The sequence below is a fragment of the Streptomyces sp. S3(2020) genome, from assembly GCF_013044505.1.
In the GTDB taxonomy this organism is placed as follows: Bacteria; Actinomycetota; Actinomycetes; order Streptomycetales; family Streptomycetaceae; genus Streptomyces.
Genome location: NZ_JABERD010000045.1, coordinates 16,151 through 38,328 on the forward strand (window position 1 = coordinate 16,151; position 22,178 = coordinate 38,328).

General features: G+C 70.0%; 20 protein-coding genes and 3 riboswitches. Of the genes, 11 read left to right on the forward strand and 9 right to left on the reverse strand.

Annotated elements, in window-relative coordinates:
- Positions 1–27 precede the first annotated feature (27 nt).
- A riboswitch (cobalamin riboswitch) is annotated at positions 28–157 on the forward strand.
- A 42-nt stretch (positions 158–199) separates the two neighbouring features.
- The 5 genes from HLK59_RS16940 (at position 200) to HLK59_RS16960 (ending at position 2,980) form a co-directional block, all read left to right on the forward strand.
- Positions 200–421, forward strand: coding sequence for a CbtB-domain containing protein (locus tag HLK59_RS16940; protein WP_171142265.1), 222 nt, complete (start codon positions 200–202; stop codon positions 419–421).
- Between the two features lie 22 nt (positions 422–443).
- A complete protein-coding gene (locus HLK59_RS16945; protein ID WP_171142266.1) occupies positions 444–1,205 on the forward strand; it encodes a CbtA family protein in 762 nt (253 codons plus the stop codon).
- A 151-nt stretch (positions 1,206–1,356) separates the two neighbouring features.
- Complete coding sequence (locus tag HLK59_RS51055; protein ID WP_171142267.1) at positions 1,357–1,623, forward strand: hypothetical protein; 267 nt, start codon at positions 1,357–1,359, stop codon at positions 1,621–1,623.
- A 48-nt stretch (positions 1,624–1,671) separates the two neighbouring features.
- A riboswitch (cobalamin riboswitch) is annotated at positions 1,672–1,818 on the forward strand.
- Between the two features lie 43 nt (positions 1,819–1,861).
- Positions 1,862–2,080 (forward strand): CbtB-domain containing protein, encoded by a 219-nt coding sequence (locus HLK59_RS16955; RefSeq protein ID WP_171142268.1) that lies wholly within the window; start codon positions 1,862–1,864, stop codon positions 2,078–2,080.
- Positions 2,081–2,107: 27 nt separating this feature from the next.
- Complete coding sequence (locus HLK59_RS16960) at positions 2,108–2,980, forward strand: CbtA family protein (protein WP_171142269.1); 873 nt, start codon at positions 2,108–2,110, stop codon at positions 2,978–2,980.
- 48 nt (positions 2,981–3,028) lie between these two features.
- Here the strand turns inward: HLK59_RS16960 and HLK59_RS16965 are convergent, their stop codons facing one another.
- Together HLK59_RS16965 and HLK59_RS16970 are read right to left on the reverse strand one after the other, a co-directional pair.
- The gene (locus HLK59_RS16965) at positions 3,029–3,610 is read right to left on the reverse strand and encodes a histidine phosphatase family protein (protein WP_171142270.1); all 582 of its coding nucleotides are present in this window, start codon (positions 3,608–3,610) and stop codon (positions 3,029–3,031) included.
- Entirely contained in the window at positions 3,607–5,049 is a 1,443-nt protein-coding gene (locus HLK59_RS16970; RefSeq protein ID WP_171142271.1) for a short-chain fatty acyl-CoA regulator family protein, read from the reverse strand. Before HLK59_RS16970 ends, HLK59_RS16965 begins: the two co-directional genes overlap by 4 nt.
- 224 nt (positions 5,050–5,273) lie before the next feature.
- On the opposite strand from HLK59_RS16970, the gene HLK59_RS16975 reads away from it, so the two are divergent.
- Genes HLK59_RS16975 through HLK59_RS16985 form a run of 3 tightly spaced genes read left to right on the forward strand, consistent with a single transcriptional unit; the run spans position 5,274 to position 8,857 of the window.
- Positions 5,274–6,791 carry an MmgE/PrpD family protein gene (locus HLK59_RS16975; protein WP_171142272.1) on the forward strand — a complete coding sequence of 506 codons (1,518 nt, stop codon included), beginning with the start codon at positions 5,274–5,276 and terminating at the stop codon, positions 6,789–6,791.
- Positions 6,791–7,699: a methylisocitrate lyase gene (gene prpB, locus HLK59_RS16980; protein WP_171142273.1), complete on the forward strand. Its 909-nt coding sequence runs from the start codon at positions 6,791–6,793 to the stop codon at positions 7,697–7,699. The genes HLK59_RS16975 and prpB overlap by 1 nt, the downstream gene beginning before the upstream one ends.
- 21 nt (positions 7,700–7,720) lie before the next feature.
- Positions 7,721–8,857: a bifunctional 2-methylcitrate synthase/citrate synthase gene (locus HLK59_RS16985; RefSeq protein WP_171142274.1), complete on the forward strand. Its 1,137-nt coding sequence runs from the start codon at positions 7,721–7,723 to the stop codon at positions 8,855–8,857.
- A gap of 34 nt (positions 8,858–8,891) precedes the next feature.
- Here HLK59_RS16985 and folP read toward each other — a convergent pair whose 3' ends face one another.
- From folP to aceA, 7 genes are all read right to left on the reverse strand, one after another.
- Positions 8,892–9,710 carry a dihydropteroate synthase gene (gene folP / locus HLK59_RS16990; RefSeq protein ID WP_171142295.1) on the reverse strand — a complete coding sequence of 273 codons (819 nt, stop codon included), beginning with the start codon at positions 9,708–9,710 and terminating at the stop codon, positions 8,892–8,894.
- 25 nt (positions 9,711–9,735) lie between these two features.
- Positions 9,736–10,647, reverse strand: a complete 912-nt coding sequence (metF, locus tag HLK59_RS16995; RefSeq protein ID WP_171142275.1) for a methylenetetrahydrofolate reductase [NAD(P)H] — start codon at positions 10,645–10,647, stop codon at positions 9,736–9,738.
- A 59-nt stretch (positions 10,648–10,706) separates the two neighbouring features.
- Entirely contained in the window at positions 10,707–11,114 is a 408-nt protein-coding gene (locus tag HLK59_RS17000; RefSeq protein ID WP_171142276.1) for a hypothetical protein, read from the reverse strand.
- An 86-nt stretch (positions 11,115–11,200) separates the two neighbouring features.
- Positions 11,201–13,519 (reverse strand): 5-methyltetrahydropteroyltriglutamate--homocysteine S-methyltransferase, encoded by a 2,319-nt coding sequence (metE, locus tag HLK59_RS17005; protein WP_171142277.1) that lies wholly within the window; start codon positions 13,517–13,519, stop codon positions 11,201–11,203.
- A gap of 169 nt (positions 13,520–13,688) precedes the next feature.
- Positions 13,689–13,924, reverse strand: a riboswitch (cobalamin riboswitch).
- An 802-nt stretch (positions 13,925–14,726) separates the two neighbouring features.
- On the reverse strand, positions 14,727–15,596 hold the full coding sequence (locus tag HLK59_RS17010) for a 3-hydroxybutyryl-CoA dehydrogenase (protein ID WP_171142278.1): 870 nt from the start codon (positions 15,594–15,596) through the stop codon (positions 14,727–14,729).
- Positions 15,593–17,191 (reverse strand): malate synthase A, encoded by a 1,599-nt coding sequence (gene aceB / locus HLK59_RS17015; protein ID WP_171142279.1) that lies wholly within the window; start codon positions 17,189–17,191, stop codon positions 15,593–15,595. Before aceB ends, HLK59_RS17010 begins: the two co-directional genes overlap by 4 nt.
- Positions 17,192–17,297: 106 nt before the next feature.
- The gene (aceA, locus tag HLK59_RS17020) at positions 17,298–18,578 is read right to left on the reverse strand and encodes an isocitrate lyase (RefSeq protein ID WP_171142280.1); all 1,281 of its coding nucleotides are present in this window, start codon (positions 18,576–18,578) and stop codon (positions 17,298–17,300) included.
- Positions 18,579–18,960: 382 nt separating this feature from the next.
- On the opposite strand from aceA, the gene HLK59_RS17025 reads away from it, so the two are divergent.
- From HLK59_RS17025 to HLK59_RS17035, 3 genes are all read left to right on the forward strand, one after another.
- The gene (locus tag HLK59_RS17025) at positions 18,961–20,370 is read left to right on the forward strand and encodes an XRE family transcriptional regulator (RefSeq protein ID WP_171142281.1); all 1,410 of its coding nucleotides are present in this window, start codon (positions 18,961–18,963) and stop codon (positions 20,368–20,370) included.
- 616 nt (positions 20,371–20,986) lie between these two features.
- Positions 20,987–21,688 carry a tyrosine-type recombinase/integrase gene (locus HLK59_RS17030; protein WP_171142282.1) on the forward strand — a complete coding sequence of 234 codons (702 nt, stop codon included), beginning with the start codon at positions 20,987–20,989 and terminating at the stop codon, positions 21,686–21,688.
- A gap of 122 nt (positions 21,689–21,810) precedes the next feature.
- The gene (locus HLK59_RS17035; RefSeq protein WP_171142283.1) at positions 21,811–22,113 is read left to right on the forward strand and encodes a helix-turn-helix domain-containing protein; all 303 of its coding nucleotides are present in this window, start codon (positions 21,811–21,813) and stop codon (positions 22,111–22,113) included.
- Positions 22,114–22,178 lie beyond the last annotated feature (65 nt).

Sequence of the window (22,178 nt, forward strand, 5' to 3'; positions counted from 1 at the left end):
GTGGCGCGGTCTTGGCCATGTACCCGCCACGCGGTACCTTCGGTGGGTTGTCGACGACGGCAGGACGGAAGCCGGTGAGAATCCGGAACGGTCGCGCCACTGTGTGCCACCCCTCGGCGAGAGGGGGGCGAGTCAGACCCGTAGCCGTCGTCATGTGCACCACCGAGATGGGACGCGAACTCCCAGAGGAGGCCCTGCCATGGCGCAGCATGTCGCCCCGCCGACCGCCAACGCCCCCGCACTCCCCGCCAAACTGCCGATCGGCGCGATCGTCCCGTGGGCGGTCTTCTTCGGCATCCTGATGCTGGTCCTGCTGTACTTCGTCGGCGCCGAGCAGGGGGCCACCTCCGTCGTCGCCGGCGAGGACGTCCACGAGTGGGTGCACGACGCCCGCCACCTGCTCGGCTTCCCCTGCCACTGACCCGAGGGGAACCAGCACTCTCATGAATTCCGCAACGGTAAGAAACCTCCTGGTGCGGGGCATGCTCGCCGGCCTCGCCGCCGGCCTGCTCGCCCTCGTCGTCGCTTATGTCCTCGGTGAACCCAACGTCGACAAGGCGATCGCCTTCGAAGAGGCCCACGCCGCCGCGCACGAGCACGAGGTCGAACTCGTCTCGCGCTCCCTGCAGTCGACCGCGGGCCTGGCCACCGGTGTCCTGATCTACGGGGTCGCCTTCGGTGGCATCGCCGCGCTCGCCTTCTGCTTCGCGCTCGGCCGGGTAGGCCGCTTCAGCCCCCGGGCCACCGCGCTGCTGCTGTCGGGCTGCGCCCTGCTCGCCGTGTATGTCGTCCCGTTCCTGAAGTACCCGGCCAACCCGCCCGCCGTCGGCAACGGCGACACCATCGGCAAGCGGACCACCCTGTACCTCCTGATGATGGTGCTCAGCGTCCTCCTCGCGGTCGCCGCCACCATCCTGGGCAAGCGCCTCGCGCCGAGCCTCGGGAACTGGTGGGCGACTGTCGTAGCGGTGGCCGCCTTCGCCGTCGTGATCGGGCTCGCCTATGAGTTCCTGCCCGTGATCAACGAGGTGCCGGGCGACTTCCCGGCCACCGTGCTGTGGCGCTTCCGGCTCTCCGCGCTGGCCATCCAGATCACGCTGTGGACCGCATTCGGCCTCGCCTTCGGAGAGCTGGCCGAGCGGGTGCTGAACCCCCGGCCCGCGAAGGCCGCTGTCGCGGGCCGGCCGGTCGCCGCCCCGAACTGACTGACATGTCCCGCAACACGCACGAGGGCCCGCGGAACCATCCGGGGGCCCTCTCGCGTTCATCGGACACCGACGCCATCGGACCATGGACATGACCCACGGAACGGATCGATTAGACGGGGACCACCCGGGCGAGGAGCGGAGGAACCGCGTGGCCAGACGACCCCAGCCGCGGCACATCACCCTCGGTGGCCGCGATGCCGTCGCCCTCACGATGGAGGAGTACGAGCAGCTGATCGCCAGCCGCCGCCAGATCGGCGGCCAGAGCGCTCGGGTACGGGTACTCGCGCTCCAGGCGAAGCGCACCGAACAGTTCCTGGAGGAACTGGAGACCCTGATCGCGGCGGACGCGGATGTCGACAGCCTTCGCCGTGCGATCGCCGAGTTGGTGCGCCGGCACCGGGACGCGGACTCCTGAGCGTCGGAAATGCTGTTCCTCAGAAATACCGTTCCTTGGACATTGCTTGATTGATCGCAGGTCGCAGGTGTCCATACGCTCCGGATGTAGTGATGGCCTAAGGAAGCCGGTGGGAATCCGGCACGGTCGCGCCACTGTGAACAGCCCCTCCGGAAGGCGGGGTTGAAGTCAGACACCGGGCCATCGCGACGCTCCACTGAAGCAAGGGACGCACGATCCCTGAAGGAGGCGCCTCGCCATGAGCAGTATGTCCGCAACACCCACCGCGCTGCCCACCCCCGTCGTCCTGCCGGCCTCGAAAGCCGTTCTCTGGCTGGTCGGCACCGCGCTGATCGCGCTGGCGATCTACTACTTCATCGGCGTCGACCAGGGCGCCTACTCGGTGTTCGGCAAGGACATGCACGTCCACGAGTTCGTGCACGACGCCCGCCACTTCCTCGGCTTCCCCTGCCACTGACCAACCACGAGCACGGGACAGCTGAACATGGAAAAGAGACTCATCCTGCGCGGCGTCATCGCCGGCGCAGTCGCCGGCCTGCTTGCGTTCGTCTTCGCGCGGATCTTCGCCGAGCCCCAGATCGCCAAGGCCATCGACTACGAGAGCGGGCGCGACGCCGCCCAGTCGGCCCTCGACAAGGCCGCCGGAATCACCCCCGAAGCGGCGGGCCCCGACATCTTCAGCCGGACCATCCAGGCCAACGTCGGCATCGGCGTCGGCATGGTCTTCTTCGGCATCGCCATGGGCGCTCTCTTCGCCGTCGCCTACGCCGTCTGCCTCGGCCGGGTCGGCAACCTCCGCCCCCGTAACCTCGCCCTGCTGGTCGCCCTCGGCGGCTTCCTCGGCATGTACCTCGTGCCGTTCGTGAAGTACCCGGCCAACCCGCCCTCGATCGGCCACCCCGACACCATCAAGGACCGCGGCAACCTCTATCTCCTGATGGTCCTGTGCTCGGTGGCCTTCCTCGTCGCAGCCGTGTGGCTCGGCAAACGCCTCCAGCCACGCTTCGGCAACTGGAACGCCACCCTGCTCGCCGCCGGCGCCTACGTCGTCGCGATCGGCATCGTGATGGCCGTACTCCCGCAGCTCGGCGAACTCTCCTCCAACGTGGCGCAGTACGGCCACCACGCCACTGAGACGCCCCTGCCGCTGAAGAACTCGAAGGGCACGATCGTCTACCCGGGTTTCCCCGCCGACGTTCTGTTCTCCTTCCGCTTCTACTCAGTCGCTGCCCAGGCCCTGCTGTGGACCACCCTGGCCCTAGTCTTCGGCCCGCTGGCGGAGCGACTGCTCGACCCGGCGATCAGGGCCGCCGCCGAGCGCGCGCCGAAGCAGCCGCAGCCGGCTGGCGCGGTCTGACGGGCCTGAGGGCCGCGTCGCCCTTCGCGGCGCACGCGGCCTTCGGACTCAGAGTTCCCCCGCGGTCAGGGCAGAGCCCACCCGCAGATTCCAGCGTCCGGCCCGGCCACTGAGCTCCGTCGCCGTCAACGGCGCCACGTCGAGCCGCCAGAAGACGGACACCGGCAGACCGAGCGCATGCACGACCGCGGCCCGTACGACGTCCGGCTCGACCACGGCGAGGGTACGGCCGTCCGCGTCCCGTGCGATGTCCAGCCAGCGCCCGACCCGCTCGCACACGTCCCGTACGGACTCCCCGCCGTGCGGTGCGCCGTCGGGGTCGGCGAGCCAACTTCCCACGGCCTCCGGCTCGTTGGCGGCCACCTCGTCGAGCGTGAGCCCGCGCCAGCGACCCGCGTCCAGACCACCTAGGTCCGGGACCGCCACGCCGTCGAAGTCGAGCGCCACGGCCGTCTCCTGACAGCGCGCACTCGGGGAGGTGAACACCCGCGTAGGCGGACGCAGGTCCCCGGCGGCCGCACGGGCCGCCGCTGCCCCGCTCTCGTCGAGCGAGGTTGTGCCGTCGTCGAAGCGGGCCTGGCGCAGTGCCGGGTTCATGGCGGGGGAAATGAGGATGACGCGGCTGGTCACGTGACCGGGCCTCCTGTCTCTACCGGGTAGGGCACATACGTACGCCGGTCCGGGTCGACGGCGAGCCGCCCACCGGCCGGAGGTCTGGCCCGTTGCGCGCAGTCCCGGCGTTCGCAGATCCGGCAGCCGAGACCGATCGGGGTGGCGGCGCGCGGGTCGTCCAGGGCGATGCCCTCGGCGTAGACGAGCCGGTGGGCGTGGCGCAGTTCGCAGCCCAGCGCGACGGCGAACTCGGCGCGCGGCGCGTGATGCCCGAAGCCGCCCCGGGTGATGGTCCGCGCGATCCAGAAGTACCGCTTCCCGTCCGGCATTTCGGCGACCTGGGTGAGTATCCGGCCGGGCGCGGAGAACGCCTCGTACACCGTCCACAGCGGGCAGGTGCCGCCGAGCCGGGAGAAGTGGAAGTCGGTCGCGGACTGCCGCTTGGAGATGTTCCCGGCCCGGTCGACGCGGAGGAAGGAGAAGGGCACGCCGCGCCGCCCGGTGCGCTGGAGGGTGCTCAGACGGTGGCAGACGGTCTCGAAGCCGACGCCGAAGCGGGCGGAGAGCAGCTCGATGTCGTAGCGCACCTCTTCGGCCGTGGTGTGGAAGAGGGTGTACGGCATGAGGACCGCGCCCGCGAAGTAGTTGGCCAGGCCGATGCGGGCCAGAGCCAGGGCCGGGGATGCGGGGGTGAGCTCGGCGGCGCTTCCGGCGAGCTGGTCCAGCAGCGGGGCGTGCTCCAACAGAGCGAGCTGGGTCGCGAGTTGGAAGGCGCGTTGGCCGTCGCTCAGCCAGGGGGAGAGGAACAGCAGTCCGGAGTCGGGGTCGTAGCGGCGGGCGTCGATGGAGCGGCCCGCCGCGGCCCGTACCACTCGGACGCCATGCCGGTCGGCGAGGCGGACGGTCAGCGGGTCGGCGCAGCGGCCGGGCCGCAACTCCAGTTTTTCAGCGGTGCGTTCGGCCTCGGTGTCCAGCGGCTCGAAGTGGTTGTGGTGGGCGTAGAAGAAGTCCCGTACCTCGTCATGCGGATCTCCCGGAACCGGCAGTGTGCCGCCGGAGGAGAGGACGGCTGTCTGCTCGGCCGCGTCCCGGTAGCGGCGGTGCAGCGCGACCAGGGCGCGGGCCACCTCGGGATGGTCGCGGGCGGCCTCGGCGATCTCCTCGGCGGCGGGCGACTCCACCCCGCACGCCTCGTCGGCGAGGGCCGCGCGCAGGTCGGCGGTGAGCCGGTCCTCCGCCGCCTCGGAGAAGAACTCCGCGTCGACGCCGAACACCTCCGCGATCCGCAGCAGCACGGACGCCGTGAGAGGACGCTGGCTTTGTTCGAGCTGGTTGGCGTAGCTGGTGGAGATGCCGAGGGCGTGGGCCATGTCGACCTGGTTCATGCCGTGCTCGCGGCGCAGTCGGCGCAGTTTGGCGTGGGCGTAGACCTTGCGGTCGGCGGGCGGTCGGGGCATGGCGGGCGCCTCCTCACGGAATCCGGGTCGCTACCTGCACATACTTGCGAATATAGCATCCGCCGAATTCGCAACATTCGCAGATTCGTAGCCCTGTCCTGTACGGATTCCGCAGATTGGAGCGGTGGCCCAGCCCTCATGCGCCGGGCAGGCTCGATCACATCAGACCGACCGCCGGCCGACCGACCGTCCGTCCGTCCCGCACCGCATCCGCGAGGAGTCCCGTGATCGAGCACCGCGTCCGAGTCCATCCCAGCACCGACCGGCTGCCCCGCGAGGACCAGCTCGCCTGGAAACTCGCGGCCGTCGCCACCGCGACACAGGAGCTGGATCCCGACAGCGCGGCCATGGCCGTCAACCGGGTCATCGACAACGCCTCGGTCGCCGTAGCCTCCCTTCTGCGACGCCCGGTCGCGGTCGCCCGCGCCCAGGCGACCGCCCACCGCACGGGCACCCCGGACACCCCGGGCGCTTCGGTCTTCGGCACCCGCGCCCGGGTCTCCCCGGAGTGGGCGGCCTGGGCGAACGGAACCGCCGTACGCGAACTCGACTTCCACGACACCTACTTGGCCGCCGACTACTCCCACCCCGGCGACAACATCCCGCCCCTGCTCGCCGTCGCCCAGCACACCGGCCGCACCGGCGCCGACCTGCTGCGGGCCGTCGTGGCGGCGTACGAGATCCATGTCGCCCTGGTCAAGGGCATCTGTCTGCACGAGCACCGCATCGATCACGTGGCCCACCTCAGCGCGGCCACCGCGTGCGGTCTGGGCGCGCTGCTGCGGCTGCCGACCGAGACGGTGTACCAGGCGGTCCAGCAGGCGGTGCACACCACGACCGCGACCCGGCAGTCCCGCAAGGGCGAGATCTCCAGTTGGAAGGCGTACGCCCCGGCCTTCGCCGGCAAGGCCGCGATCGAGGCTGTGGACCGGGCGATGCGCGGTGAGACCTCGCCGTCGCCGATCTACGAGGGCGAGGACGGGTTCCTGGCCTGGATGCTGGACGGTCCGGAGTCCGACTACACGGTCGTGCTCCCGCAGCCGAGGGAGCCGCGCCGGGCGATCCTCGACACGTACACCAAGGAGCACTCCGCCGAGTACCAGGCCCAGGCGATCATCGACCTGGCCCGGCGGCTGCGGGAGAAGACCGGCCCGCTGGAGAAGGTGCGTTCGGTGGTCCTGCACACCAGTCACCACACCCACCACGTCATCGGTTCCGGCGCGAACGACCCGCAGAAGTACGACCCTTCGGCCAGCCGGGAGACCCTCGACCACTCGGTGCCGTACATCTTCGCCGTAGCCCTGGAGGACGGCACCTGGCACCACGAGCGGTCCTACGCCCCAGAGCGGGCCCGCCGCCCGGAGACCGTCGCGCTGTGGCGGAAGATCAGCACGGTCGAGGACCCGGAGTGGACCCGCCGCTACCACGACCCCGACCCGGACCGCCGGGCCTTCGGCGGCCGGGCGGTGATCACCCTGGAGGACGGGCCGGTCGTAGAGGACGAACTGGCCGTCGCCGACGCGCACCCGGCCGGCGCGCGGCCCTTCGACCGGTCCGGCTACATCGGCAAGTTCCGCACCCTGGCCGAGGGCGTCGTCACCTCCGCCGACCAGGACCGCTTCCTGGCCGCCGCCGAGCACCTCGCCGAACTGGGCACGGCCGACCTCGACGGCCTGTTCCCGGCCGTCGACACGGAGGCCGTCGCCGCGTACGACGCACGGCTCCCGAAGGGCCTGTTCTGATGCTGCTCCACACCCGCACCACCCCCGCCGAGCGCCGCCGCGCCTTCCGCGAACAGCTCGCCTCCGGACGGCTGCTGCGCATGCCGGGCGCGATCAACCCACTCTCCGCCCGGCTGATCCAGGACACCGGCTTCGACGCCGTCTACCTGTCGGGCGCGGTGCTCGCCGCCGACCTGGGGCTGCCCGACATCGGCCTGACCACCTCCGTCGAGATCGCGGCCCGCGCCCAGCAGACCACCCGGGTGACCGACCTGCCCGTCCTGATCGACGCGGACACCGGGTTCGGCGAACCGATGAACGCGGCCCGCACCGTGCAACTGCTGGAGGACGCGGGCCTGGCCGGACTCCACCTGGAGGACCAGGTCAACCCCAAGCGGTGCGGCCACCTCGACGGCAAGACCCTGACCTCCCGCACGGAGATGGTCCGCCGACTGCGCGGCGCGGTCGACGCCCGCCGCGACCCGGACTTCCTGCTGATGGCCCGCACCGACGCCCGCTCGGTCGAGGGCCTGGACGCGGCGATCGACCGTGCGAAGGCATACGTCGGCGCGGGCGCCGACGCGATCTTCCCCGAGGCACTGGCCGATGAGGCCGAGTACGAGGCGTTCCGCAAGGCTGTCGACGTCCCGCTGCTCGCCAACCTCACGGAGTTCGGCAAGACCCCGCTGCTGGACACCCGCACCCTGGAGAACCTCGGCTACAACATCGCGCTCTACCCGGTCACGCTCCTGCGGATCGCCATGGGCGCCGTCGAGGACGGCCTGCGCACGATCGCCGCCGAGGGCACGCAGGAGTCCCTGCTGCCCCGCATGCAGACCCGTTCCCGCCTCTACGAACTCCTCGGCTACGAGGAGTACTCGGCCTACGACTCGGCCGTCTTCGACTTCACCCTTCCCCCCGGCACCTGACCCACCGAAGGCAGGCACCCCATGACCACCACCGCACCCGCGATCCACCGCGGCCTCGCCGGTGTCGTCGTCGACACCACCGAGATCTCCACCGTCATCCAGGAGACCAACTCCCTCACCTACCGCGGCTATCCGGTCCAGGACCTGGCAGCCCGGCGCTCCTTCGAGGAGGTCGCGTACCTGCTCTGGCACGGCGAACTCCCCGACGCCCGCCAACTGGCGGACTTTCAGGCCCGGGAGCGCGCGCTGCGCCCGCTCGACCGCACGACCCTGGAACTGCTGACCCGGCTGCCCGAGACCTGCCATCCGATGGACGTGCTGCGCACCGCGGTCAGCTTCTTCGGTGCCGAGGACCCCACCGAGGACGACGGCAGCCCCGCCGCCAACCTCGCCAAGTCACTGACCCTGTTCGCCAAGCTGCCCACCGTGGTCGCCGCCGACCAGCGCCGCCGCCGGGGCCTCGGCCCGATCCCCCCGAACCCCGAACTCGGCTATGCCGAGAACTTCTTCCACATGTGCTTCGGCGCCGTGCCGGCACCGGAGGTGGTCCGCTGCTTCGAGATCTCCCTCACCCTGTACGCCGAACACAGCTTCAACGCCTCGACGTTCACCGCCCGCGTGGTCACCTCCACCCTCTCCGACCTCTACAGCGCGGTCACCGCGGCCATCGGCGCGCTCAAGGGCCCGCTGCACGGCGGCGCCAACGAAGCGGTGATGCACATGCTGCTGGAGATCGGCGACCCGCAGCGCGAGGAGGGGTGGCTGGACGAGGCCCTGGCGTCCAAGCGGAAGATCATGGGCTTCGGTCACCGCGTCTACAAGAACGGCGATTCCCGTGTCCCGATCATGCAGGAGGCGCTGGACCGGCTGGTCGCCCGCGCCGGCGACCCCGAGGTGACCCGCCTGGCCACGCTGCACGCGGCTCTGCGGCACGCGATGGTCACCCGCAAGGGCATCCACCCCAACCTGGACTACCCGGCCGGCCTCGCCTACCACCTGATGGGCTTCGACACCCCCACCTTCACCCCGATCTTCGTGATGAGTCGCATCACCGGCTGGACCGCCCACATCACCGAACAGCTCGCCCACAACGCCCTGATCAGGCCCCTCGCCTCCTACGCGGGACCGGACCAGCGGACGGTACCGGCGGCCGGGTAGCACTCGGGCAGGATGCGAGCAGCCAATCGTCGTGTCACCAACCCCTTTCCTTGGCGGCTTCCAGGGCTTCGAAGACCGTGAGCGCGTCGCGGAGGGCGCCGACGTCGTGGGTGCGGATGAAGTCCGCCCCACTGCGCGCGGCGTACAGCTCCGCCGCCAGCGTGGCCGGACCGATCGCGGCGACGCCGCTACCGGTGAGCGTCCGCAGGAACGACTTACGGGAGGGCGAGATGAGCACCGGTACGTCGAAGCGGGCTTTCAGCCGCTCCAGGCCGGCCAGGGTTCTCAGCGACGGTTCGGGACTGCTGCCCAGGAAGTACCCGAGTCCCGGATCGAGGATCAGCCTGTCGTGAGCGATACCGGCCGCCTCCAGAGCGTCCAGCCGATCGGCGAAGAACTCCTCGATTCCTCGGCACACCGCGGTGGGGTCGGTGTGCACCTTGGTGGCGGGGCCGTGCCGCTGCACGGAGTGCATGACGATGAGCCGGCAGGCGTTGGCGGCGAGTTCCTCGTACTGGGCGGGATCGTCGAAGCCCTGGATGTCGTTGAGGTAGGCGGCGCCGTGTGCGGCGGCGAACCTCTGGGTCGCGGGCTGATAGGAGTCGACCGAGACCGGGACGCCCTCGTCGATCAGAGGTTCGATCACGTCGGTCAGCCGCCTGATCTCCTCGGCGGCGCTGACCTGCTGTGCTCCGGGATGGCTTGCGGCGGGCCCGAGTTCGATGACGTCGGCCCCCGCCGAGCGCAGCCGGCGAGCGTGGTCCACCGCGGCGTGCGGGGCCAGGAATCTGTTCCCGTCCGAGAACGAGTCGGCGGTGATGTTGACAATCCCGACCAGCACAGGGCGGTGGATTCCCACGGGGGAGGTATCTGGAAGCTTATTCATGGAGTCCGAGGTTCTGGTAGATCTCCGTCGTCACCGTGGAGAAGTTCATGGTCATGAAGTGCAGTCCGGGTGCGTCTTCGGCGAGCAGGCGGCGGCACATCTCGGTGGCGTGGTCGATTCCCAGGGACCTGACCGCTTTCGGGTCGTCCTCGACGGCCAGCATTCGCTCGGCGAGCCGCTCGGGGACGACCGCTGTGGAGAGGGAGGGAATACGGCGAAGTGAACGAATCGTGGTGACCGGCATGATTTCCGGGATGATGGGTATGGCGCAGCCCGCGGCTGTCACCCGGTCGCGATAACGCAGGTAATCCTCCACGTCGAAGAACATCTGCGTGATGGCATAATCCGCCCCGGCCCGGCACTTGTCCACGAAATGCCGCATGTCACTGTCCCAGTCGGACGAACGCGGGTGCATCTCGGGGAAAGCGGCCACCCCCACGCAGAAGTTCCCGGACTCCTTGATCAGGCTGACCAGTTCGGCCGCGTACCGGACTCCCCGCGGATGCTCGGTCCACGGACCGAGGGGGTCGCCGGGCGGGTCACCGCGCAGCGCCAGGATGTTGCGTACGCCCTGGTCGGCGTAGTGGCCGAGGATGTTGCGCAGTTCGCCGACGCTGTGTTCGACCGCGGTGAGATGGGCGACGGGGGTGAGGGTCGTCTCCTGGGCGATCCGACCCGTGACATCGATGGTCCGACCGCGCGTCGAGCCGCCTGCTCCGTAGGTCACCGAGACGAAAGTCGGTGACAGCGCCTCCAGTTTCCGGATAGCCGTCCACAGTCCGGCCTCGGCCGCCTCGCTGCGGGGCGGCATGAATTCGAATGAGTAGGAGCGGCCGCCCCGAGCCAGCAGGTTGTGAATGGAAGCCGCACTGTCCGCCCGTGTACTGGGGATACCGAGGGCCATGATGGAAGGCTACCGGTCCTTTCAAGTCTACATGGGGGATGTCCGATTGGTGATATCGGTCAGGAATTCAGGACATTCGGATTTGACTCGCGGTGGCCCGGTATCAGCGCCGGTTGCCTCAGCTCGGTCTCGCTCGGTCGGGTAGCGTGCCCGGCTCGTCCTCCACCGGTGATGGCGCGTACGTGGTGTACGCGCTGCCGTATCTCCGCGACCAGTGCCTGGCGGGGGTGTGGAGAGCCGGAAGGCGATGGGGTCTTTGGCGGTTCGGTCAGCGCCTCGCCGGCCAATTCCTCGACGAGGGTGTCCAGGAACTCGGCCATGTCGATGAGCGTGTCGCGCAGCACCCGCGACTTCGCGGTCTGGCTGCCGAGTTGTCTGCGCGTGGCGAGCAGGCTCTCGAACTCCTTTGTGGACACGGCGATCATGGGCGTGCCGTCCACAACGATCTGCTGCGGTTTCCTCCGCACTGATGGTCCCCCTTCGTGCCTGGGTCAAGGCGTGCTCCTCGGCGGGGCCGGGACGCTTGTGGCGTCCTGGCCCCTGGGACCTGAGATCAGGAGGCGGACAGTTCCCCACGCACCTGGTGCGCCGCGGCGACCAGGCTCTCCAGGGAGGCCCGGGTCTCGGGCCAGCCGCGGGTCTTCAGGCCGCAGTCGGGGTTGACCCACAACCGTTCGGCCGGGATCGCCTCAAGTCCCTTGCGCAGCAGGGCCGCTGCCTCAGTCGTGCTCGGCACCCGCGGGGAGTGGATGTCGTACACGCCCGGCCCCGCTTCGCGCGGGTAGCCGTGGGCCGCGAGTTCGCGGGCGACCTGCATGTGGGAGCGGGCGGCTTCGAGGCTGATGACGTCGGCGTCGAGGTCGTCGATGGCCTGGACGATGTCGCCGAACTCCGCGTAGCACATGTGGGTGTGGATCTGCGTGTCCGGACGCACGCCCGCGGTGGTCAGCCGGAACGCCTCGGTCGCCCACCCCAGATACCCGGCACGGTCGGCCGCCCGCAGCGGGAGCGTCTCGCGCAGCGCGGGTTCGTCGACCTGGATGACCGAAGTTCCTGCCGCCTCAAGGTCGTTGACCTCGTCGCGGAGAGCGAGGGCGACCTGGCGGGCGGTGTCGCCGAGGGGCTGGTCGTCGCGGACGAAGGACCAGGCGAGCATGGTGACCGGTCCGGTGAGCATGCCCTTGACCGGCTTCTCCGTCAGCGAGTTGGCGTACGACGTCCAGCGGACCGTCATCGGCTCGGGGCGGGAGATGTCGCCGGCCAGGATCGGCGGGCGGACGTAGCGGGTGCCGTAGGACTGGACCCAGCCGTGCTGGGTGGCGAGGTAGCCGGTGAGCTGTTCGGCGAAGTACTGGACCATGTCGTTGCGTTCGGGCTCGCCGTGGACGAGGACGTCGATGCCGGTCTTCTCCTGGAAGGAGATGACTTCCTGGATCTCGGCCTTGATGCGCTCCTCGTAGCCCGCCGTGTCGATCCGGCCTGCCCGCAAGTCGGCGCGGGCGGTGCGCAGTTCACTCGTCTGCGGGAACGAGCCGATCGTGGTGGTCGGCAGCAGCGGCAGGCCGAGGTGGGCGCGCTGGGCTGCGGCCCGCTCGCCGTACGGCTGGCAACGGCGGCCGTCGGTGTCGGTGACGGCCTCACTGCGAGCGCGTACGGCCGGGTCCCGGGTGATGGGGGAGGTGGCCCGGGAGGCGAGGTCGGCCCGGTTGGCGGCCAGTTCGGCGGTGATCGTGTCGGTGCCCTGGGTCAGGCCCTTGGCGAGGGTGACGATCTCGGCGGTCTTCTGCTTCGCGAAGGCGAGCCAGCGCAGGATCTGCGGTTCGATGTCGCGCTCGGCGGCGGCGTCCAGCGGCACGTGGAGCAGGGAGCAGGAGGCGGCGACGTCGACCCGGTCGGCGAGGCCGAGGAGGGTGCCGAGGGTGGTGAGGGACTTCTGGAGGTCGTTGATCCAGATGTTGCGGCCGTTGACGACCCCTGCGACCAGGCGCTTGCCGGGCAGTCCGCCCACGGCCGCGATGGCGTCCAGGTTGGCGGCGGCGGACTCGGTGAAGTCCAGGGCGAGCCCCTCGACGGGGGCCTTGGCCAGCACGGGCAGGGCGTCGCCGAGCCGGTCGAAGTAGGAGGCGACCAGCAGCTTCGGGCGGTCGGTGAGGGCGCCCAGGTCGCGGTAGGTGCGGGCGGCGGCGTTCAGCTCGGCCGGGGTGCGGTCCTGGACGAGGGCGGGCTCGTCGAGCTGCACCCACTCGGCGCCTGCCGCGCGAAGGTCGGCGAGGACGGACGCGTACACCGGCAGCAGCCGGTCCAGCAGGGTCAGCGGATCGAAGTCGGGGGCTACACCGGGCGCCGGCTTGGACAGGAGCAGGTAGGTGACCGGACCGACCAGCACCGGGCGGGCCGCGAGCCCGAGGGCCAGAGCTTCCTTGAGTTCCGCGACCTGCTTGGCGGAGTTCGCGGTGAATTGGGTGTCGGGTCCCAACTCCGGGACCAGGTAGTGGTAGTTGGTGTCGAACCACTTCGTCATCTCCAGCGGCGCCACGTCCTGGGTGCCGCGGGCCATCGCGAAGTAACCGTCCAGGACGTCCGTCTCGACGGCGGCTCGGTGACGTTCCGGGATCGCGCCGACCATGACGGAGGTGTCGAGGACGTGGTCGTAGTACGAGAAGTCGCCGGTCGGCACTTCGTGGATGCCGGCCCCGGCCAGCGACTGCCAGTTGGCGCGGCGCAGTTCGGCGGCGGTGGAGCGGAGGGCGTCGGCGGTGACGCGGCCCTTCCAGTAGCCCTCGATGGCCTTCTTCAGTTCGCGGTTCGCGCCCTGGCGGGGGTAGCCGTACACGGTGGCCCGTGCTGCCGCGGCTGCGGACTTCGCTGTCACGGAGATCTCCTTCGCGAGATGAATCCCTGAGATCCCGGCGACGGGACGAGGGCGCGAAGGGAATGACGAACCGGACGGCAGCGACCCCGCGCGGCAAAGGCGCGGTCGTTCCGTCTGGTATGTACGCCGACCCGCCCACGAGGTCACCGGGATGTCCGCGCACGGAGTGGTCCGCGCGCGGGCAGCTGGCAGGTCTTCGGACTCGTGGGCGCGTCCCTGTCGTACGGACGAAGCCGTACGGGACACCTAATGGCCGTCGCTTCCCAGGCCCTGTTCGTCGGGCCCAGTGCGTATGACGGCGGTCGTTCCCACTCACCGCTGCGGGGCAGTCCCGGATTCCCACCGGGTTCCCTCTTGCGACGCCCTGTCTGGCGGACAGGGCGAACCATCTGCAGTCTCCACCCTACGGGGTGTCGCTCCGGATGGAGGAGAGCCGTCCAGGATCCGGAAGGTGACGTGGGGCACCGCGAGGGGGTGTCGGTTCGCGACGGCACGCGGGGCGGGAGATCCTGGAGGCGTGTGCCCGTCTGTGGTTGGTCCTGTGGTGCTCGTGGTGGGTGTGGACGAGGTCGCGGTCGAGGCCGATCTGGGTCTTCTCATCCCCTCCGGAGAGCCTGGGTGGGGTGGTCTCCTGCTGGGGGTGCCGATGCGTCTGGCGGCCGCGATGCGTCGCAGCGGTGCCCGGATCCGCCTTCCCTCCGGGCAGGAGCGGCGGATCCATATGGCTGGAAGACCTCGCCTCGACAGGCGGAGTCGGCTGGTGGTGTCCTTCGTGGGCGAGGGGAAGGCGCCATTCTGAGGAAGGGGCGCGTGCGGCGGGGCCGGAGGCTGGGACAGTGAAAGAGCCGCTGCTGCCCTGGGTCGGCGACGGCGATCGCGCGCTTGGAGGTCCGTGCCCCCCGAGGGTCACGGATCTCGCGTGAGGCGGTCCTTACGGCTGGGGGAGGGCGGGTCGACATCCTCGCGAACCGGCCGTGGGGACGAGGGCCGGGGCTGTTCGCGGCTCCTCCTCGGGAGGCGGCTCCGGCTCGCCGACGGGCTGTCCCCCGACTGTTCCTCGGCGATGGCGAGAGACCTGTTGCGCGCGACCGGAACGACACGGGGCGGGAAGCGCCACCCTCGCGCTTCCCGCCCTTCCCAGTGTCACCGCCCAGGACCCTCGTCCCTGCGGTGGTGCGGGCCCCTCAGCCCGTGTCGTGCCAGGCCCTCAGTCCTGGCCGTAGGTGTGGAATCCGCGGCCGGTCTTACGGCCGAGGAGTCCGGCCTCCACCATCCGCTGGAGCAGCGGCGGCGGGGCGTAGAGGGGTTCGCGGAACTCGTCGTAGAGCGACTCGGCGATGGAGGCCACAGTGTCGAGGCCGATCAGGTCGGCGAGCTTGAGCGGGCCCATGGGGTGGGCGCAGCCGAGTTCCATGCCGGCGTCGATGTCGGTGGCGGTGGCGAAGCCGGACTCGGCCATCCGGACGGCGCTCAACAGGTAGGGGATGAGCAGGGCGTTGACGACGAAGCCCGCGCGGTCCTGGGAGCGGATCACGGTCTTGCCGAGCGCACGGGTCGCGAAGTCTTCGACCGTCTCGGTCGTCTCCACCGAGGTGTGCAGCGAGGTGACCACCTCGACGAGCGGCAGGACGGGGACCGGGTTGAAGAAGTGCAGGCCCACGACCCGGTCCGCGCGGCCGGTGGCCATGCCGAGCCGCATGATCGGCAGGGAGGAGGTGTTGGTGGCCAGGACGGCGGCCGGGTCCGCCACGATCTTGTCGAGGGCCGCGAAGATCTCGGTCTTGGCATCCGGGTTCTCGATGACGGCCTCGACGACCAGCTGCCGGTCGGCGAGGTCGTCCAGGATGCCGGTGAACGCGAGCCGGGCGAGTGCGTCGCGGGCGGCGTCAGGGGCCAGCTTGCCGCGTCGTACGGCACGGTCCAGCGAGGCGGCCACGCGATCCCGTGCCGCGTGGGCCGCGATTGCGTCCACCTCGCAGACCACGGTGTCGAGGCCGGCCCGGGCGCACACCTCGGCGATACCGGCGCCCATCTGCCCGCCGCCGACCACGCCGACGCGCTCGATCACGGTGCTCATGCCTGGGCCTCCGCCCGCTTGACGAGGTGTCGGGTGTAGGCGTCCGGGGTGAAGAACAGCGGCAACTCGCCTGTCATCGCGGTGCGTTCGAAGAGGGCGCGGATGTCGTCGACGGGCGCCCACGGGCACTCGGCACCGAGCGCCACGACCTCGTCGTCGAGTATCCGCTCCACGCTCGCCCGGTCGATCACGCGGTGCCGCAGCCACTGCCAGATCTGCACGCGGGCGATCTCGGCGGTGGCGGCGTCCTCCATCAGCCCGTCGACGGCGACCGCGCCCTGGCCGCGCAACCAGGCGGCGAAGTACCGCAGCGCGACGGCGATGTTGGTCCGCACCCCGTCTGCTGTGGGCGGGCCGCTGATCCGCCGCACCGACAGCAGGTCGGCCGGTGCCACCTCGACGTCGTCCCGGGTGCGGTCGAGCTGGTGGGGCCGGTCGCCGAGGACGCCGTCGAAGACCTCACGGCAGACCGGCACGAGTGCGGGGTGGGCGACCCAGGAGCCGTCGAAGCCGTCCTCGGCCTCGCGTTCCTTGTCGAGGCGGACCGTGGCGAGGGCGGCCTCGTTGGCGGCCGGGTCCTTGCCGGGCACCTGGGCGGCCATGCCGCCGATGGCGTGGGCGCCGCGCCGGTGGCAGGTACGGACGAGGAGTTCGGTGTAGGCGCGCATGAAGGGGGCGGTCATCGTGACCTTCGCCCGATCGGGGAGCAGGAAGTCGGTGCGGTGCCCGAAGGTCTTGATCAGGCTGAAGAGGTAGTCCCAGTGGCCCGCGTTGAGTCCGGCGCTATGCTCGCGCAGTTCGTGGAGGATCTCCTCCATCTCGAACGCGGCGGTGATCGTCTCGATGAGGACGGTGGCGCGGATCGTGCCGCGCGGGATGCCGAGCAGCTCCTGTGCGGTGACGAAGACGTCGTTCCAGAACCGGGACTCGTAGCAGTTCTCCAGTTTGGGCAGGTAGAAGTACGGGCCGTGCCCGGCGTTGATCTGCCGCTGCGCGCAGTGGAAGAAGTACAGGCCGAAGTCGACGAGCGCGGCGGGTACCGGCCGTCCGTCGTACTCCAGGTGCTCCTCTTCGAGATGCAGACCCCGCGGGCGCACCATGATGGTGGCGAGCCTGGCGCTGTCGCCGAGCCGGTACTCCTTGCCCTCGGGCGTGGTGAAGTCGATCCGGCGCTCGATGGCATCCAGCAGGGTGAGCTGGCCATCGACGATGTTGTTCCAGGTGGGTGCGGTGGCGTCTTCGAAGTCCGCCATCCACACCTTGGCGCCGGAGTTGAGCGCGTTGACCGCCATACGGCGCTCGGGCGGGCCGGTGATCTCCACTCGCCGGTCCGTCAGCCCGGGGGCGAGCGGGGCGACCCGCCAGTCGGAGTCGGCGCGGACGGCGGCCGTGACCATCGGGAAATCGAGCGGGGAACCGCTCGCCAGCCGCAGGACCCGGCGGCGGCGCTCCTTGAGCAGCCACCGCCGACGCTCACCGAAGGCCGCGGCCAGGTGCCCGACGAAGTCGAGGGCGGCGGGGGTGAGGATCTCGTCGTGACGGTCGCCGGGAGCCGCGAGGACGCGGACCTGGTGGGTGAGGGCACTGGTGGACATCGGTTTCTCCTGCGCGAGGGAAGAGGAGGGGAGCGGGGGCGGACGGAGACGCTCGTGCGACCCCCGCTCGGCCGGCGGCGGACCGGACGTCCGCCATGCGGCTGGCCTAGTGGAACTGCTCCTCCTCCGTGGACCCGGCCAGCGCCGTGGTCGAGGAGGCGGGGTTGACGGCCGTGGAGACCAGGTCGAAGTACCCCGTCCCGACCTCACGCTGGTGCTTGACGGCGGTGAAGCCGTGCGCCTGCGCCGCGAACTCCCGCTCCTGAAGGTCGACATACGCGGTCATGCCGTGCTCGGCGTAACCCCGGGCCAGGTCGAACATGCCGTGGTTGAGGGAGTGGAACCCGGCCAGCGTGATGAACTGGAAGCGGTAGCCCATCGCCCCCAACTCCCGCTGGAACTTGGCGATCTGGTCATCGTCCAGAGCCGCCTTCCAGTTGAAGGACGGCGAGCAGTTGTAGGCGAGCATCTGGTCCGGGTACTGAGCGTGGATCGCCTCGGCGAACTCGCGCGCCTGCGCCAGGTCCGGCGTACCGGTCTCCACCCAGATCAGGTCGGCGTACGGGGCGTAGGCCAGGCCGCGCGAGATGACGGGGGCCATGCCGTTGCGCACCCGGTAGAAGCCCTCCGCCGTGCGCTCGCCGGTGACGAACTCGGCGTCGCGCTCGTCCACGTCGGTGGTGAGCAGGTTGGCGGCGAGCGCGTCGGTGCGGGCGATGATCACGGTCGGCACGTCGGCGATGTCGGCGGCGAGGCGGGCCGCGTTGAGGGTGCGGATGTGCTGGGAGGTCGGGACCAGGACCTTGCCGCCGAGGTGCCCGCACTTCTTCTCCGAGGCGAGCTGGTCCTCGTAGTGGATGCCGGCCGCGCCCGCCGTGATCATCGCCTTGGTCAGCTCGAAGGCGTTGAGCGGACCGCCGAACCCGGCCTCCGCGTCGGCGACGATCGGCGCGAGCCAGTCGACAGTGCGGTCGCCCTCGCTGACGGCGATCTGATCGGCCCGCAGCAGGGCGTTGTTGATCCGACGGACCACCTGGGGAACGGAGTTGGCCGGGTACAGGCTCTGGTCGGGGTAGGTGTGTCCGGCCTGGTTGGCGTCGGCGGCGACCTGCCAGCCGGACAGGTAGATGGCCTGGAGCCCGGCCTTGACCTGCTGCACGGCCTGGCCGCCGGTGAGCGCGCCGAGCGCGTGGATGTAGTCCTGCTCGTGCAGCTGGCGCCACAGCCGCTCGGCGCCGCGCCGGGCCAGGGTGGACTCCTCGCGGACGCTGCCGGAGAGCCGTACGACGTCCTCGGCGCTGTAGGTGCGCTCGATGCCCTGCCAGCGGGGGTCGGTGGCCCAGCGCCGCGTCAGTTCCTCGGCCGCCTGCGTGCTCGCCTCTGCCATGGCTGTCACCGTCTCCTCGGTCTTGTTGTGTCTGCCAATCCCGGGTCGTTCTCGACAGGGGTGGCACTGCGTGTCGCTTTATGGGATGCGGCCCGCCGCCGCCCCGGAGGGTGAAGGTGAGCAATGCTGCCGGCGTGAAGGCGCCACCACTGCCGGGATCTCCGACGTCAGGGCAGGAATCGCGCCCCGGGTGCGGGTGGTGCCCGCCGGGTCCGGCGGGCCGCACAAGAACTGTGGCATTGGCACTGAGTGCCATCAAGCGTGGACGCGTGCCAAGTCCTGCGAATCTTCTCGCCGGAGTTTGCCAATCTTGCGAAGGGCTGGACGGGGACCGTTTCCCGTACGCTGACCCGCATGCGTCCCGGGCCCGGAGGAGCACAGGGTGAGCAAGATCTACGCGGGGGTGCGGCTGCGGAGGCTGCGCGAGGAACGCCGGATGAGCCAGGCGGAGCTCGCCCGGGTCCTGGCCATCTCCCCGAGCTATCTGAACCAGATGGAGCACGACTCCCGCCCGCTCACCGTGCCCGTCCTGCTCAGGCTCACGGAGACCTTCGGCGTCGACGCGAGCTTCTTCTCCGAGCGCGACACGGCCCGGCTCGTGGCCGACCTGCGAGAGGCACTGACGGGAGAGATCGCCGCCGCCCGGGTCTCCCCGTCCGACCTCGCCGAGCTGGCCTCACGGATGCCCGAGGTCGCGCAGGTTCTCCTCGATCTCGGCAACCGCAACCAGCAGCTGGCCGAACGGCTCGCGGGGGCGGCCGACGGCCGTGACATCGGTGTGGAACCGCCGCGCTCGCCCCACGAGGAGATCCGGGACTTCTTCTACCGCAGGCAGAACTACCTCCACGACACCGACCTCGCGGCCGAGCGGCTGGCCGCGCGGATCGGCGTCCGGCCCGGTGAGGTGATCGGGGCCCTCACCGCACGCCTCGCGGACGCCCACGGCATCCGGCTCGACACGGAACCGGGCGATCGGCTGCACCATTACGACGAGAGAAGCCGCACCCTCCACCTCTCCGCCCGCCTGCGACCCGGTCGGCGGGCCTTCCGCATGGCGACCCAACTCGCCCTGCTGGAGCACGGCGTCGACCTCGACCGCCAGGCCGCCGAGGACTTCGAACCCGGCTCACCCACCCACGCGTTGGCCCGCATCGGCATCGCGCACTACTTCGCCGCCGCGCTGATCCTGCCGTACACCGCGTTCCACACGGCGGCCGAGGACGCCCGCTACGACATCGAACGGCTCTGCGACCACTACGGCCTCGGCTACGAGACCGTCTGCCACCGCCTCAGCACCCTCCAACGGCCCCGGCTGCGCGGCGTCCCGTTCTCCTTCGTCCGCGTCGACCGGGCGGGCAACCTCTCCAAGCGCCAGTCGGCGAGCGGCTTCCACTTCTCGCGGGCCGGCGGCACCTGCCCGCTGTGGAACGTCTACGAGGCGTTCGCCGCGCCCGGCCGCATCCACGTCCAGATCGCCGAAATGCCCGACGGGCAGCGGTACTTGTGGACCGCCCGGGCCGTCACCCGGCACCGCGGGGGCTGGGGCGAACCCGGCCGGACCTACGCCATCGGCCTGGGCTGCGAGATCCGCCACGCCCACCGGCTCGTCTACTCCGACGGCCTCGACCTCGCCAACGCCTCCGCCGCGACACCGATCGGCATGGGCTGCCGGGTCTGCGAACGCCTGGGCTGTTCCCAGAGGGCCGTGCCACCGCTGGGCCGCCCCCTGCTCATCGACCAGAACAGCAGCACGTTCGTGCCGTATCCGGTCCAGGACGACGGAGCCGCGTGACTGTACGGACGACGGGGCCGCGTGACTGTACGGACGACGGGGCGCGACGGTCGCCGAACGGCGTAGAACAACGCAGCGTCCAATAGCTCGGTCCGTCATCGGTGAAACGGCGGAGCCTGCCTCGACTGGAAAGGGCCAGGGAGGATTTGTGCGCCGAACGCGGGTGTCTTGGTGCTGCCACTGTTCTCCTTTCCGGTCGCCTACAGCACCTGCTCGTAATCGACGTGCAACGGCACCCATAAGTGGCGACAGGGCGTGTGCAATGGAGCAGGCGCTTAGAAGGCACCTGCTCTGTCACAACGTTTTCGCCCGTTCAGGGCCGAGTAGTCGATGAGCCGATCCTGGTGATTTCGGTACCGGCGTGGTGGTTTGTCGTGTAGTTCGCCGACGGCAGACATATTGATCCCGGAAGGGACTGGAATCGTGCGGCGAAGCAAGCGAACCTAGATCAGCTCGCGGAAGAGTGTGTGCGTGAGCGGGGCAACATAGCCGACGATCGCCGGTTAGCCAAACCGGCGATTCTCCGGACCATTGGAGAAGTCCGGTCGCCGTGCGATTTGCATGCGATGGCCGGACGGCTGTGTCTATCCCCACCCTCACTCCAAGGAGCTTGCCCATGGCCGCAGTTGTTAGTGAAGGAACGTTTCATCTTTCCGATCGGCAGAGCTTCGCGATCCTGGACTGGGCCGCCGAACGGCCGCAGAGTGGCCTCGTTCTGCGGGCCTTCCTGGCCTCCATCGCTCTCGCGGCACTGCGTCCGGGGGAAGCCCTGGCGCTGCGCGTTCGAGACGTGGAAATCGCAGAAGACGGCGCCACCTGGCTCCTGGTCCACCCTCAGGCACAAGAGCGCCGCGAGAAAGATTCGGACCGCGCGGGCGCCGTACGGCGTGTTCCCGTCTGCCGCGCGTTGGCGGCGATCCTGAAGGAGGAGACAATCCGTCGCGATCTCCACCCGGATGACGCGATATTCGTTCTTGACGATGGACGGCCGCTGACCGCCGAGGTCTACCGGAAGGTCTGGCGGCAAGCGCGGGCGGCGGTTCTGCAAGCGCATGAACTCGACTCGCCGCTCGGCAGGCATGTCTCGGCACTCCGTGACGCACGCATCGCGGCGTGGCTGAAGAACGGCGACCAGACAGCGGCGCACACCCTTGCGGTGGCCGAATGCGCCGGAATGAGCGCTCCCCGCCTCGCAGAACGCTTCGCATACTGCTTTCGCAAGCCGACACGGACCGAAATCCCGTGGGACCGACTCGAAGCCGCCTTGGCCCTTCCTGACCTACCGAGCCAGCCGACTCCAATCGCACGGCGTCCGTAGCGGTACTCCGGGTCGCGGTTTCTCCGCGATTCTTTCCTGCCTCACGGCAGGCAACGGCTGGGCGGAGTACCCGTTTCCGCCCAGCCGGGCTCCCCTCTCCCGTCCCTCACAGAGAACCCCAGATGCCTGCACGATCCTTGCCTGCCTCCACTGCGTCATCCACGGCCGTACGCACGGCATTCCTGACCGTGAAGGACGCCGCCGATTACCTCGGCCTCTCACCCCACACCCTCTACGTCTGGCGCCACCGCCGTCAGGGACCGCCGAGCTTCCGCATGGGACCCCGCGGTCGCGTCATGTACCGGGTGGAAGCCCTCGACGCCTGGGTCCGCGAACAGGAGCAGGCCGACTCCCGCTCCAACCCCGTCCTCAACCCGCTCAGCCTCCGACCTCAGGAGCGTTCCGCCCGCTTCACCACTGCCTGACACGGCCCACTGCGCCGTAGAACGCAGCCGTCACCCCCATTGCAAAGGAGTTCCACCTGGCCGGC

Coding starts and splice junctions, on each gene's coding strand:
- HLK59_RS16940 (WP_171142265.1), top strand. CDS start 200: ATGGCGCAGCATGTCGCCCCGCCGACCGCCAACGCCCCCGCACTCCCC.
- HLK59_RS16945 (WP_171142266.1), top strand. CDS start 444: ATGAATTCCGCAACGGTAAGAAACCTCCTGGTGCGGGGCATGCTCGCC.
- HLK59_RS16955 (WP_171142268.1), top strand. CDS start 1,862: ATGAGCAGTATGTCCGCAACACCCACCGCGCTGCCCACCCCCGTCGTC.
- HLK59_RS16960 (WP_171142269.1), top strand. CDS start 2,108: ATGGAAAAGAGACTCATCCTGCGCGGCGTCATCGCCGGCGCAGTCGCC.
- HLK59_RS16970 (WP_171142271.1), bottom strand. CDS start 5,049: ATGCCCCGACCGCCCGCCGACCGCAAGGTCTACGCCCACGCCAAACTG.
- prpB (WP_171142273.1), top strand. CDS start 6,791: ATGCTGCTCCACACCCGCACCACCCCCGCCGAGCGCCGCCGCGCCTTC.
- HLK59_RS16985 (WP_171142274.1), top strand. CDS start 7,721: ATGACCACCACCGCACCCGCGATCCACCGCGGCCTCGCCGGTGTCGTC.
- metF (WP_171142275.1), bottom strand. CDS start 10,647: ATGGCCCTCGGTATCCCCAGTACACGGGCGGACAGTGCGGCTTCCATT.
- HLK59_RS17010 (WP_171142278.1), bottom strand. CDS start 15,596: ATGAGCACCGTGATCGAGCGCGTCGGCGTGGTCGGCGGCGGGCAGATG.
- aceB (WP_171142279.1), bottom strand. CDS start 17,191: ATGTCCACCAGTGCCCTCACCCACCAGGTCCGCGTCCTCGCGGCTCCC.
- aceA (WP_171142280.1), bottom strand. CDS start 18,578: ATGGCAGAGGCGAGCACGCAGGCGGCCGAGGAACTGACGCGGCGCTGG.
- HLK59_RS17030 (WP_171142282.1), top strand. CDS start 20,987: ATGGCCGCAGTTGTTAGTGAAGGAACGTTTCATCTTTCCGATCGGCAG.
- HLK59_RS17035 (WP_171142283.1), top strand. CDS start 21,811: ATGCCTGCACGATCCTTGCCTGCCTCCACTGCGTCATCCACGGCCGTA.